At 64.3% G+C, this 12519-nt stretch carries 8 protein-coding genes and 3 pseudogenes; 4 read left to right on the forward strand and 7 right to left on the reverse strand.

Annotated features, from left to right (window positions below):
- Positions 1-22: 22 nt before the first annotated feature.
- From XCSCFBP4642_RS0104140 to XCSCFBP4642_RS24035, 6 genes and pseudogenes are all read right to left on the reverse strand, one after another.
- Positions 23-553 (reverse strand): PadR family transcriptional regulator, encoded by a 531-nt coding sequence (locus tag XCSCFBP4642_RS0104140; protein ID WP_053329519.1) that lies wholly within the window; start codon positions 551-553, stop codon positions 23-25.
- A gap of 116 nt (positions 554-669) precedes the next feature.
- Positions 670-1152: pseudogene (locus XCSCFBP4642_RS26445) on the reverse strand (integrase core domain-containing protein); the annotation flags it as partial.
- Positions 1153-1423: 271 nt separating this feature from the next.
- Positions 1424-2047 (reverse strand): HAD hydrolase-like protein, encoded by a 624-nt coding sequence (locus XCSCFBP4642_RS0104150; protein WP_029218674.1) that lies wholly within the window; start codon positions 2045-2047, stop codon positions 1424-1426.
- Between the two features lie 96 nt (positions 2048-2143).
- Positions 2144-2563: an STAS domain-containing protein gene (locus XCSCFBP4642_RS0104155; RefSeq protein ID WP_029218675.1), complete on the reverse strand. Its 420-nt coding sequence runs from the start codon at positions 2561-2563 to the stop codon at positions 2144-2146.
- Positions 2560-2991 (reverse strand): ATP-binding protein, encoded by a 432-nt coding sequence (locus XCSCFBP4642_RS0104160; RefSeq protein WP_029218676.1) that lies wholly within the window; start codon positions 2989-2991, stop codon positions 2560-2562. The genes XCSCFBP4642_RS0104155 and XCSCFBP4642_RS0104160 overlap by 4 nt, the downstream gene beginning before the upstream one ends.
- Positions 2988-5023, reverse strand: a pseudogene (locus tag XCSCFBP4642_RS24035) (SpoIIE family protein phosphatase). The gene XCSCFBP4642_RS0104160 and the pseudogene XCSCFBP4642_RS24035 overlap by 4 nt, the downstream one beginning before the upstream one ends.
- A gap of 220 nt (positions 5024-5243) precedes the next feature.
- On the opposite strand from XCSCFBP4642_RS24035, the gene XCSCFBP4642_RS0104170 reads away from it, so the two are divergent.
- The 4 genes and pseudogenes from XCSCFBP4642_RS0104170 to aceE all read left to right on the forward strand — a co-directional run bounded on the left by XCSCFBP4642_RS0104170 (position 5244) and on the right by aceE (position 11777).
- Positions 5244-5843 carry a hypothetical protein gene (locus tag XCSCFBP4642_RS0104170; RefSeq protein WP_029218677.1) on the forward strand — a complete coding sequence of 200 codons (600 nt, stop codon included), beginning with the start codon at positions 5244-5246 and terminating at the stop codon, positions 5841-5843.
- Positions 5840-7162 (forward strand): XVIPCD domain-containing protein, encoded by a 1323-nt coding sequence (locus XCSCFBP4642_RS0104175; RefSeq protein WP_029218678.1) that lies wholly within the window; start codon positions 5840-5842, stop codon positions 7160-7162. The genes XCSCFBP4642_RS0104170 and XCSCFBP4642_RS0104175 overlap by 4 nt, the downstream gene beginning before the upstream one ends.
- A gap of 395 nt (positions 7163-7557) precedes the next feature.
- A pseudogene (locus XCSCFBP4642_RS24040) lies at positions 7558-8570 on the forward strand (arabinogalactan endo-1,4-beta-galactosidase).
- A 519-nt stretch (positions 8571-9089) separates the two neighbouring features.
- Positions 9090-11777 carry a pyruvate dehydrogenase (acetyl-transferring), homodimeric type gene (gene aceE, locus XCSCFBP4642_RS0104185; protein ID WP_029218679.1) on the forward strand — a complete coding sequence of 896 codons (2688 nt, stop codon included), beginning with the start codon at positions 9090-9092 and terminating at the stop codon, positions 11775-11777.
- Positions 11778-12306: 529 nt separating this feature from the next.
- Here the strand turns inward: aceE and XCSCFBP4642_RS29885 are convergent.
- Positions 12307-12519: hypothetical protein (locus tag XCSCFBP4642_RS29885; protein ID WP_235048275.1), on the reverse strand; the 213-nt coding region annotated here is incomplete at its 5' end.

Raw genomic sequence — 12519 nt, forward strand, 5'->3', positions numbered from 1 at the left:
CACAACCGGCAAACACACGCACTCACTCATCGTCCTGTTCCATGGCGTCGGCGGCGGCGTTGAGCAGGGCGGCGATGCGAGTGGCTTCGGCGTTGTTCCACTGCCCGTGCCGTGCGAACAGGCCATGCTTGATACGGTGGATCGCCTCGCGGATCGGGGCGGGTGTCTGTGCCTTGATCAACGCGCGCGCACGTTGCTGGCTGCGCGCCAGCGCGGCATCCAGCGCATCGCGGTGCTCGCTGGCGTAGTGGCGGCCGGCAGTGCTGAGGTGGTAGCGCTTGCGGCCCTGTTGCAGATCCGCCTGCACCCATCCGTCGGCTTCCAGTTGCGCCAGGGCCGGATAGATCGCACCCGCGCTGGGCGCGTACAGGCCTTTGAACAGCGCGCCGATCTGCCGCATCAACTCGTAGCCGTGGCGCGGTTGTTGTTCGATCAGTGCCAGCAACAACAGGCGCAGATCGCCGTGCTCCAGCGGCCGCGCGCCGCTGCGCCCAGGCGCGCTGTCGGCCAGCGCGTCCAGCTCAGGTGGGCGGTGACGACGGGAACGCACCATTATTCGATATATCGAAGCATGTTGAAACGATATATCGAAGTGGTGGGCATCGCAAGCGCCCACTGTCGCCTGGCCGACCGGCTGCAGTCATCGGCGCCGCCCATGCTGCAATGCGGCTAGCTGTGTAAACCCACCACGTTTTTCAGTGGGATGTGGGTCCGTGAGATGGGAGGTCGGTGTCCGAGGCTGGCATGGGGCCGATGCCAGTTGTAGTGATGGAGCCGGTGCCCCAGGTAAGCGGCACGTTGCTCGGAGCTGTTATAGCGGTGGGCGTAGGCCTACTCGCGCAATGCCGTCTGGATGAAGCGTTCCGCCTTGCCGTTGGTGCGTGGGGTGCAGGGGCGGGTGCGGTAATGCCTGAGGTTGAGGCGCCGGATGGTGCGGGGGCAGGAGTGATCGTCGATGGCGACATGGACGTACTCCCATCCGGCTCCTCGGCTGGCCTGGGCACGATCCCCGGTGACACGATGACCGGCTTGGCGGAAGCGCCCGAGCTTTTTGATATCCAGATGCAACATGCTGCCGGGCTGGGGATATTGGTAGCGCACGACCGGGGGCTTGGGTTCCAGTTCGGCCAGGCGATGCAGGCCGGCGCGGCGGACGATGCGCGCGATGGTGCTCCGGCCCACCTGCAGGTGAGCGGCAATTTGCCCGTCGATGGAGCGTTGTCGGCGATCTGCTCGACCAGCTCCGGCGAAGTGGCGTGCGGGCAGCGCTGTGGGCGCGAAGCGCGGTCCCGCAGGCCGTACCTCGCGGCGTCAAACGGGCAGGTTTATGCAGGTTCAGCCGGGGCTCCTGGGGGCTGGATTGGTGTGGTAACCCCCATCTTCCAGATCGGCCCCGGATGAACAACCAACCGAGAGATCACAGCTAGCGCATGCCCAGCACGAGCAAGTCTTCCACGCGCTCGATCAGCTGCGTTCCGGCCAATCCGGCAAACACCTCCGGATGCGCATAGCCCCAACCCACCGCGGCGAATGGCAGGCCCAGCACCTGGGCCGCTTCCCAATCGGCGACCTGATCGCCCACATAGATCGCCTGTGCCGGGGTGTGCGATGTGGCGCGCAGCACGCGTCGCAGGGCGCGCTGTTTGCCCAGCAGATGCGCGCCGCCTTCGATGAGGGCGAACTTCGTACTCAGCTCTTCGCCCAGCACGCGTTGCACGTTCTCTGCCGAGTTGGACGACACCACCGCCAGCCGCGTCCCCCCAGCGTGCAATGCGCTCACTGTCTGCGCAATGCCGGGAAACAATGCCGCCGGCGGCGCGGCGCGCATCAGGCGGATGAAGTCGGCCGCCACCAGCGGGACCTTCCAGGCAGGCAATCCAGACTGCTTGATCAGCGCGCGCGTGCTCAACCTGCGCGCGGCGTCCACTTCATGCGTTTCGGCCGCGCGGAACCCGTGCCGCGCAGCCAGGTCGCGCTGTGTGCTCAGGAAGAAGCCGAACGAATCGGCCAAGGTGCCGTCGAAATCGAAAACGATCAATGCAGGCATGGCAACGCACAGGGCAGGGCGCCATAGCCTAACCAACCCGCCCCGCAGCTCCTACGCACACACGTCCCCACGTGTATGCGCAGGCGATGCAAGGCGCTAGGCTTCGGCGAAGTGCGGCACGATCGGCGCGTCTCCGTGCGCGCTCTGCTCGATCACCTTGCGCTGCATCGCCGCCAGATAGGCGTCCAGCTCCTCGGTGGAGGCGAACACATCGCTCAGCGGCACGGCCTTGACCATGTCGAAGACCTTGCGGATCTGCGGCTGCGGGTTGCTCACCAGCACCTTGCCGTGGCGCGTGGCCAGCGCCTTGCGCGCCTTGAAGATGCTGCGGATGCCGGCGCTGGAGATGTATTCCAATGCGGTCAGGTCCAGCACCAGGGTGGTGATGCGGGTGCCCAGCAACGGCGACAGCGCCGCGTCCAGGTCCTGGTAGGTATGGGTGTCCAGCCGCCCGGTCAGGATGACGCGTTGACGGGTGTCTTGCGGCGGGTCGATCTGAATGGCGAGCGTGGTCATGACAAAGCCTCGGGAACAGGGGCGTACGGGTGCAGCAGGGTGATGCGCACGATGTTGTATGCACCATCGCGGCGGTAGTCGATGTGATCGGCGAACTGATGCACCAGAAACAACCCCAGCCCGCCGATGGCGCGATCGTCGAGCTCGCCGGTCACATTGGGCATGGCGGCGCCGCAGGGGTCGAAGGCGGTGCCGGGGTCGTGCATCTCCAGCACCAGCGCCTGCGGGTCGAGCTGCAGCTGCAGGCGTAGCGGTTGCTCCGCGCACTGACCGTGGGTGAGCGCATTGCAACCGAGCTCTTCCACGATCAGCCGCACCTGGCCGATCCGCTCGGCATGCAGGCCTTCGCGCGTCAGCGAATCTTCCAGCGCGTCGTTGGCGCCGGCCAGTTGGGCCAGCGACGGGGCGATGGCCAGATCGAGCTTCATGAGGTCGTTGCCTTTCCGGGACGCTCCCGGCCAGCCTCTGCCACCCGTCCAGCATGCTCCTGCCGCAGCCGGATCGCCAGTAGGGTGATGTCGTCGTAGGGGTCGGCCTTGCCGGTGAAGTGGGCGATGTTGGCGATCACCGCCTTGCATTGCGCCGCCGCGCTGCGGCGTGGCCGCAATGCACCGAGCAGGCGCTCCAGCCCATAGCTGGCGCCCTGCTCGTCCATCGCCTCGGTCACCCCGTCGGTATAGCCCAGCAGGGTCTGCCCGGCGGTCATGCGCCCCTGCAGCACCGGGTAGGCCATCTGCGGTTCGATACCCAGCGGGGCGCCGGTTTCCAGCGGCAACGGGTAGGCCTTGCCATCGATATCGATCAACAACGGCGGCTCGTGCCCGGCGCTGGCCAGCCAGTAGTCGCCGCTCACCACATCGATCAGCCCGCACAGCACGGTGGCGAACATGCAGGTGTCGTTGTTTTCGGCCAGGCGGGTGGAAGCGGCGATCAGGATGCCGTCCGGACGCGTGTGCCGGCGCGCGGCGATTTCCAGCACGCTCACCGCGCGCGCCATGAACAGCGCCGCCGGTACGCCCTTGTCGGAGACATCGCCCACCACGAACCACAACAGGCCCGGTTCGGTCTCGACGAAGTGATAGAAATCGCCGCCCACCGCCTTGGCTGGCTCCAGCCAGGCGCAGGTTTCCAGGTGCGAGCTGGCACGGTCGAAGGTACGCCCGGACGGCAACATCGCCTGCTGGATCTCGCGCGCAATCTGCAGCTCGCTGTGCATGCGCTCGCGCGCAGCGGTCATCTCGCCGATCTCGGCAATATGGTGGCGGAGCGCATCGCGTGCGCTATCGAAGGCGCGCGCCATCACCCCCACTTCGTCATCGCGTTCGATGTGCCGCAACGGGTATTCGAATTCGCCGCGCCGGAAATGCTCGGCGGTGTCGGTCAACTCTTCGATCGGCCGTGTCAGCGAGCGGGTGATCCGCCGCATCAGCCACCACCACACCACCGCCCCAGCAAGGCCGCCACCGCCACCCAGGTCGCCAGCCAGTTCAGGCCCGACAGCACATAGGCTTCGGAGGCGGACAGCACGAAGGTCCAGCCACTGTGCCCCACCGCCGCGCTATGGGTCAGAAAGCGCTCGCCATCGGGCGCCGTGTGCGAAAACGAAATCGGCTGGCCCGCCGCCACCGCGCGTTGCAACGGCCGCAGATCCGGCCGCGAGCGCGTGACGTAACTGTCCAGCGTGTGATGCAGGTTGAGCGCCGGGTCCGGGCTGAACACCAGCATGCCTTCCGGCGACAGCAGCATCGGCTGGATGCCGATATCGCGCGGCAGCTGGTCGATGATTTCGTGCAGATGCTGCAGCGGCAGGTCCACGCTCACCATGCCCACCGGCGCCGCGTCCGGCGCATCGCCGGGCCGCCGCAAGGGCAGGTTGTAGCTGGTGTACAGCGCACTGCCGCCATTGCTGTTGAGATACGGCTCGGACCACCACGCCCGGCCATCGCGCTGGGTGCGCTGGTACCACGGCATCGCGCGGTAGTCGTAGCCCACCTCCAGCGCAGAGCGCTCCACGATGCGCGTGCCATCGCGGTGCACGTTCCAGACAAAGCCGATGTCGCTGGCCTTCTGCGTGCGCGGTTCGATGATCAGGCGCGCCGCACCGACATCCAGGTCGCCGCTGAGCGTGGCCAGCAGCAGCGCGCGCAAGTTGAATGGCTCTAGCCCCACCGCGCTGCTGCTGGCCGCCAGCGTGCGCCCGCTCACCTGCACCGAATCCAGCATCGCCGCCAGGCTGCGCGCGGTCTGCTCGGTCAGCCCGTCCACCTCGGTACGTGCCGCCTCCACCAGCTCCGCGCGCGCACCCAGGTAGAACACCGTACCCAGCACCGTCAGCAACACCACCAGCAGCGCGGTGGCGGCCAGCAACACCCGCACGCGCAAGCTGTTGCGCCAGTGCACGCGTGGCGTGACCGATGCTGGTGAAACGCTGGCCTCGGGGCGGGTGACGGAGGTGACGATGACACGCGCTCCCTGGCGGCTAGTACGCCGATCATGGCACTTTTGCCCCGCGCAGCAAGGTGTGGAAGCGGCCTCGTCCTCACCTGTTCCTCATTGACCCTGCGGGCGCAGCCGCACTAGATTGGCGGCCCAACTGCCACGGAGGCCGGCCTTGCGCCAGATTCTTGTTCCGAGCCTGCTGGCCCTTTTTTGCACGGCCTGCAGCCCCCCGGAGACCAGCATGAACCAGACCGCATCCCCCGCCGCCGAAGCTGTCGCAGAAGCCGATGTCGATGCCGGCGGCCGCGGCCTGGCCAAGCTGAATCCCAGTCCGCGCAAAGCCTTCGAGGTCACCCTTACCTTGAAGGACGCACCGGGCGCCTTCGGCCTTGTGCAGGGTGCGGCTCAGTACGACGTCAGCAACGAAGCCGAGTGCGGCAAGATCCAGCCGGAGACCGGCACTGCGGGCCGCATCACCAGCCAGGAAGACTTTGCGCTGAAGAAGGTGTCCGATACCGAATACCGCGGCACCGTCTACCTGGACCTGATGCAGGACGAAGACTATTACGGTCGGGGCGTCTGCCATTGGGAATTCAGTGGTGCCAGCGTAATGCTCAAGGCGACCGGTGCGGAAGAGGAAACCCGCTTCCTGTCGTTTATCGAAGCCAAGACGATGACTGCGCAGCAGCCGCAGACAAAGTATTACTGGGTCAAGGGTTACCCGCGCTCGGAATCGAAGAGTTTTCCGGACACGGGCGAACTCAGCCCCGAGCAATTCAAACCCGACATTCGCGATGAGCTGTTCACCATCACACTGGCTGCCAAGGACGTTGCGCCATGACCGTCCCGTCTCCGCAATATGCCGGTCTATCCGATGACGTCTACAAGGATCGTGCAGTAGGCCGGCGCGCCCCTGGACATGAAGAGATCGTAACGATCCAAGGACAGCGTTATGCCGTTCTCGATCATGTTAACAACAAGGCCAATGGCTACCAGGGTACGATCTATCGGCGTGAAGGAACCGGCGAAATCGTGGTTGCGCATCGGGGAACCGAAGGTGCGATCAACGACATTCTCACCGACGCAACCATGGTTACCTCGCGGACCAACCCACAGGCCGCCGATGCGCTGGCGTTGACGAAAAATGCGCTGGATATCGCCAGGGATGTCGGAAACCGAACCGGGCATCAGCCGCAAGTCTCCGTCACCGGCCATTCTCTCGGCGGCGCGCTCGCGCAGATTTCTGCACATCACTACGACCTCAAGGGCGAGACCTTCAACGCCTATGGTGCAGCCAGCCTGAGTTACCGAATTCCGGAAGGCGGCAACAGCGTGATCAATCACGTCATGGCGTCCGATCCGGTCAGCGCGGCATCGCCTCATTTTGGGCAAGTGCGCATTTATGCCAAGCCCAGCGAAATTTCCACCTTGAGTGCGACCGGGTACAGCAATAGTAAGGCCAATTTCCTGATTCCAGACGATCCGCTCGTGGCCGCGGGGGCATCGTTGGGAGCGCACAAGCTGGGCAATTTCCTGGGCGAGCAGTCCGCGCTGAAGGATCCCGACGCGCGTCCGCTCGCCGAACAGAACGCGCGGATGATCGACGAATACCGCAGCGATGTGAATGGGCTGCGCACCGGCACCACCATCCTGACGCGAAGCGCTCCCGGCCTTGGGCAGGATATGATCGATACCGTCCGCGGCCCGCTCGCACCAGGCGAGCCGGCCAGGCGCGATGCGCGCGCGGATGCCAACGATCACACGTCATTGCGCATCGACCAACCGGGGCACCCAGGCAATGCGCTGTTCCAGGATGCACAGCGCGGCGTGCATGCGCAGGATGCGCGTGCCGGGCGCACTCCCGATCAGCACAGCATCCAGCTCTCTGGTTCGCTTGCGTCGGAAATGCATGCCGCTGGCGGCCAGCGCATCGATGCGGTGATGATGAGCCAGGACGCCGCGCGCACGTTTGCCGTGCAGGGGCGCGCCGAAGATCCCGGACAGCTGCGCGTGAGCGTGGACACCATGACGGCCATCAATACCCCGCTCGAGCAGAGCAGCCAGCGTGTAGCCGACAATGCTGCACGTCAGTCGGTGGCTCTGGAGCAACAGCAGGCACAGACCCAGCAACAGCAGCAGGGTGCACGTGCAATGGGCTGAGCTGGGGGCAATGGGCTTCTCCAGTTCTTGCAGCTCACCTTGGCGAATTCTCGTCATGCCGTCTCGTCCATCAGTGCTGCAAAGAAACGCCGGCCAGCCCGGCGTTTTTTTATTTTGTCGCGCAGTCATGCGCGAGTTTCCTGCTGCATCCGCACAACATCGTGGTGACGGAACGATTGCCCGGCCAGCATTTTCCTGTGCCGAGCTATGCCGCAAGAGCGGCTCACCTATAGCGGCCTCAAGCGCGTTGCGGCCACGTGGTTGAATCGCCACCGGTTTGCGACAAGGCAGGGCAGGCAGGATCCAGCGCTTGCAGCGCCGCAGGCGCGTAATGGGATCTGGGGGGCCCAACCGGGCGCCATCTGGCGCGACATCCATCGATCAAGGGAGCACTCATGAGCGTTTTTCAATCCAGCTACGGCCGCGTACTGTTGGTGTTGCTGCTGTCTGTCCTCAGTGTCGGCGCCTACGCCCAGGGCATCGCCAAAGGCGCCGATGTCAGCTGGCTCAACCAACAGGCGGCGAACAATCCGCCGCAGGTCTTTCGCGATGCCTCAAACAAGACCACCGACTTCTTCAAACTGTTCAAGGACGTGGGCGGCAACGCCATTCGCCTGCGCGTGTGGGTCAACCCCTCCGGCGGCTGGAACGATGGCCGCGACACACTCGATAAAGCCAAGCGTGCCGCGCGCAGGGCATGCGCATCATGATCGACTTCCACTACAGCGACAGCTGGGCCGACCCGGGCAAGCAGACCAAGCCGGCCGCCTGGTCCGGCCACAGCGTGGCCCAGCTCAATACCGATGTGTACAGCCACACCCAGGGCATCCTCAAATACCTCAAGGACAACGGCATCACCGTCACCTGGGTGCAGGTGGGCAACGAGATCAACAGCGGCATGTTGTGGAACGAGGGCAAGACGCCCAACTTCGCCAACCTGGGCCAGTTCATCAACAGCGGCTACAACGCCACCACGGCGGTGTACCCCAATGCCAAGGTCGTCGTGCATCTGGCCAATGGCTACGACAACGCCAACTTCCGCTGGTTCTTCGACAACCTGCGCTCGGCCGGCGGCAAGTGGGATGTCATCGGCATGTCGCATTACCCGCCGGTCGGCAGCTGGCAGGACTACAACAACCGCCTGGACACCAACATGCGCGACATGATCTCCCGCTACGGCAGCGACGTGATCGTGGCCGAGGTCGGCATGGACTGGCAGCAGGCCGCCACCACCCGCGCCATGCTCACCAACCTGCTCAGCCGCAGCGACGCCATCAACAAGACCCACAGCAAGCAGGTGCTCGGCGTGTTCTATTGGGAGCCCAACGCCTACCCGGGCTGGCAGGGTTACACCATGGGCGCGGTCAACAACAATGGCCAGCTGACCGAAGCGCTACAAGCGTTCTGACCACCCCCCCCACCACCGTAGGAGCGCACCCGGGCGCGACGGGCTTCACCGGTGCAGCCCGTCGCGCCCAGGTGTGCTCCTTGTATCTGGACATGGCCGCCGAACAGCGGTATGTCTTCCGACTGATCATCGGAGCAGATGCGGCAAGTCCATGCGCTCCTGAAGCTTCGAGCTTGTATCGTAGATCGNAGCTGCTGCATCTGGCCTACGGCGTGCTCAAATCCGGCACCGCGTTTGACCCGCAGAAGGCCCTTGCCACATGAGGGGCAAGACGGTATCTACGGGGTATGCGTGTCGGTCCATTCCGGCCGGTGGCCCTTATCCTTTGGTCGTATACCGGCAGCGCCCGCTGCACCGGATCGTCGTCCAGCCTGCATCGGTACCTCACCCACGCACGACGCCGTCCCATTCCATACGCACCCGTAGCGAGGAATGGCAACAGGTGCGTGCGGTACACTTGGGGGTTCACGAATTCACGATGTCGACACACCCGCAGGGTGTGTCCCCCCGGGAGCGCTAATGAACTGGTTGAACGAAGTGCTGCACAACGATCCGAACCCGCTCGAGACGCAGGAGTGGCTCGAATCGATCAAGGCCGTCATCGACGTCGAAGGCCCTGAGCGCGCCCATCAGCTGCTGGAAGGCATGGTCGAGCAAACCCGCCGGGCGGGCGCTTACCTGCCGTTCTCGCCCACCACCGAGTACGTCAACACCATTTCCCCGGCCAACGAGGCCAAGAACCCCGGCGATTCCGCGCTGGAGCGGAAGATCCGCTCGATCATCCGCTGGAACGCCATGGCCACCGTCGTGCGGGCCAACCGCAAGCCGGGCGACCTGGGCGGCCACATCGCCTCGTTCGCCTCCAGCGCCACACTGTACGACGTGGGCTTCAACCACTTCTGGCGCGCGCCGTCGGACAACCATCCGGGCGACCTGCTGTTCATCCAGGGCCACAGCGCGCCGGGCGTTTACGCCCGCGCCTTCCTCGAAGGTCGCATCAGCGAAGCCCAGCTGGACAACTTCCGCATGGAAGTGGACGGCCAGGGCATCTCGTCCTACCCGCACCCGTGGCTGATGCCGGAGTTCTGGCAGACCCCCACCGTGTCGATGGGCCTGGGCCCGCTGGCCGCCATCTACCAGGCGCAGTTCATGCGCTACCTGGAAAACCGCGGCCTGATCGAGAAGTCCGACCGCAAGGTGTGGTGCTTCATCGGCGACGGCGAGAGCGACGAACCCGAAACCCTCGGCGCCATTGCGCTGGCCGGCCGCGAAGGCCTGGACAACCTGATCTTCGTCGTCAACTGCAACCTGCAGCGCCTGGACGGTCCGGTGCGCGGCAACGGCAAGATCATCCAGGAACTGGAAGGCGTGTTCCGTGGTGGCGGCTGGAACGTCATCAAGCTGCTCTGGGGCGGCTACTGGGACGCACTGCTGGCCAAGGACACCAATGGCGTCCTGACCAAGCTGATGATGGAAACCGTCGACGGCGAATACCAGAACTGCAAGGCCTTCGGCGGCGCCTACACCCGCGAGAATTTCTTCGGCAAGTACCCGGAGACCGCGGCCATGGTCGCCGGCCTGTCCGACGACGACATCTGGCGCCTGAACCGTGGCGGCCACGACCCGCACAAGGTGTACGCCGCCTACCACCAGGCCGTGCATACCACCGGCATGCCCACCGTGATCCTGGCCAAGACGGTCAAGGGCTACGGCATGGGCTCGGCCGGCGAGGCGCTCAACCCCACCCACCAGACCAAGAAGCTGGACGACGCGGCGGTCAAGCACTTCCGCGACCGCTTCAACATCCCGGTCACCGACGCCCAGCTGGAAGACGGCCAGGTGCCGTTCTACCACCCCGGCGACGATTCCCCGGAAGTGCAGTACCTCAAGGAACGCCGCGGCGCCCTGGGCGGCTTCCTGCCGCAGCGTCGCCCCAAGGCCAGCAAGTCCTTCGTCGCGCCCACGCTCGACAAGTTCGAGCGCCTGCTCAAGGACAGCGGCGAGCGCAGCTATTCCACCACCATGTCCTTCGTACAGAGCCTCAACATCGCCCTGCGCGACAAGGAACTGGGCCCGCGCATCGTGCCGATCGTGGCCGACGAGGCGCGCACCTTCGGCATGGAGGGCATGTTCCGCCAGATCGGCATCTATGCCCCGTTCGGCCAGAAGTACAAGCCGGTCGATGCCGACCAGCTGATGTACTACCGCGAAGACCAGACCGGCCAGGTGCTGCAGCAGGGCATCAGCGAGCCGGGCGCGATTGCATCCTGGATGGCCGCAGGCACCAGCTACTCGGTGTCGGATGTGCCGATGCTGCCGTTCTACATCTACTACTCCATGTTCGGCTTCCAGCGCGTGGGCGACATCGCCTGGCAGGCAGCGGACATGCGCACGCGGGGCTTCCTGCTCGGCGGCACCGCCGGCCGCACCACGCTCAATGGCGAAGGCCTGCAGCACGAAGACGGCTTCAGCCAGGTCATTGCCGGCTCCATCCCGAACGTGCGTAGCTACGACCCGACCTTTGGCTTCGAAGTCACCGTCATCATGCAGCACGGCATGAAGGCGATGATGGAAGACCAGATCGACGAGTACTACTACATCACCCTGATGAACGAGAACTACGCCCACCCCGGCATGCCGGACGGCGCAGCCGAGGGCATCATCAAGGGCATGTACCTGCTGAAGGACGCCGGCAAGCCCAAGAAGGGCGAGCTGCGCGTGCAGCTGCTGGGCAGCGGCACCATCCTGCGCGAGGCCATTGCCGCCGCCGAGCTGCTGGACAAGGACTTCGGCGTCACCGCCGACATCTGGTCCTGCCCCAGCCTCAACGAAGTACGCCGCGACGGCTACGCCGTCGAACGCTGGAACCGCCTGCACCCGGAAGCCGAACAGCGCAAGCCCTACGTCACCCAGCTGCTGGAAGGCCGCCAGGGCCCGGCCGTCGCTGCAACCGACTACGTGCGCGCCTTCGCCGACCAGATCCGCGCCTTCGTCCCGATGACCTACACCGTCCTCGGCACCGACGGCTTCGGTCGCTCGGATACGCGTGCGAACCTGCGCCGCTTCTTCGAAGTGGACCGTTACTACATCGCACACGCGGCGATTGCCGCGCTGGCGAAGGATGGCAAGATGACCGGTAAGGATGTGGCCCGGGCGATCAAGCAGTACAAGATTGATCCGGAGAAGGCGAATCCTGTTGGGGTTTGATGCGAGATAAAATCGGTATAGGGCACCTCGAATAACCATGCCGGAGCCGATGTAGCGCGTGCATGGAGGTGACGATGCTTTCGAAACATCAGCACTCTGACATGGTTGGCCAAGCTCTCAGCTCGNCACGTTCTTCACCGGCGAACAAACTGATCATCTGTAGCACCCTCCGCTAGCATCGCATTACGTCAATGATGACAGGATCCTGGGGTTTTTAGAGGTTCCCATAAGCGACTACCTGAAGCAGTGGTCTGGGGAGTACCTGCATTAGATGCTGCATTCGTATGGATGGTGATCATCTGGTCAGCTTGAACATGATTCGCATACAAGCCTCGCGAACGGATGTCATCATATTCATGATCTTTGGGGTTTCGCTTGTTTTCCGCAGAGTAGTTGTTCCAGATCTCCGGGTTATCCGGCAGCAGGCTCTTGATATAGTATCTGCCGGCAATGTTCTTAAAGGGTGGGCAGACCACGGGATTTGCAGAGCACGCCTCATTGTAAGCATCAGTTGACGTGATCTTGCGAGTTACTGCGTAACGCCACTGCTGCGGGCAGTAACGCTTGTCGCAACTGCTGCTGCAAGGACAGATGTTTGCAGATCTTCAATCTGATTGGCGATTGTAGGGCGCTGGTATGCCCAAGCGGCTTCCTGATTAGCCCCGACTCTCAGCCATGAAAATTGCTCGCTGCACGTAAAACCGGCTCTGGGCATGGTGTGGATTGCATCATGGCCGTGGCA

The sequence above is a fragment of the Xanthomonas cassavae CFBP 4642 genome, from assembly GCF_000454545.1.
Taxonomy (GTDB): domain Bacteria; phylum Pseudomonadota; class Gammaproteobacteria; order Xanthomonadales; family Xanthomonadaceae; genus Xanthomonas; species Xanthomonas cassavae.

Coding starts and splice junctions, on each gene's coding strand:
- XCSCFBP4642_RS0104170 (WP_029218677.1), top strand. CDS start 5,244: ATGAACCAGACCGCATCCCCCGCCGCCGAAGCTGTCGCAGAAGCCGAT.
- XCSCFBP4642_RS0104160 (WP_029218676.1), bottom strand. CDS start 2,991: ATGAAGCTCGATCTGGCCATCGCCCCGTCGCTGGCCCAACTGGCCGGC.
- XCSCFBP4642_RS0104140 (WP_053329519.1), bottom strand. CDS start 553: ATGGTGCGTTCCCGTCGTCACCGCCCACCTGAGCTGGACGCGCTGGCC.
- XCSCFBP4642_RS0104175 (WP_029218678.1), top strand. CDS start 5,840: ATGACCGTCCCGTCTCCGCAATATGCCGGTCTATCCGATGACGTCTAC.
- XCSCFBP4642_RS0104150 (WP_029218674.1), bottom strand. CDS start 2,047: ATGCCTGCATTGATCGTTTTCGATTTCGACGGCACCTTGGCCGATTCG.
- aceE (WP_029218679.1), top strand. CDS start 9,090: ATGAACTGGTTGAACGAAGTGCTGCACAACGATCCGAACCCGCTCGAG.
- XCSCFBP4642_RS0104155 (WP_029218675.1), bottom strand. CDS start 2,563: ATGACCACGCTCGCCATTCAGATCGACCCGCCGCAAGACACCCGTCAA.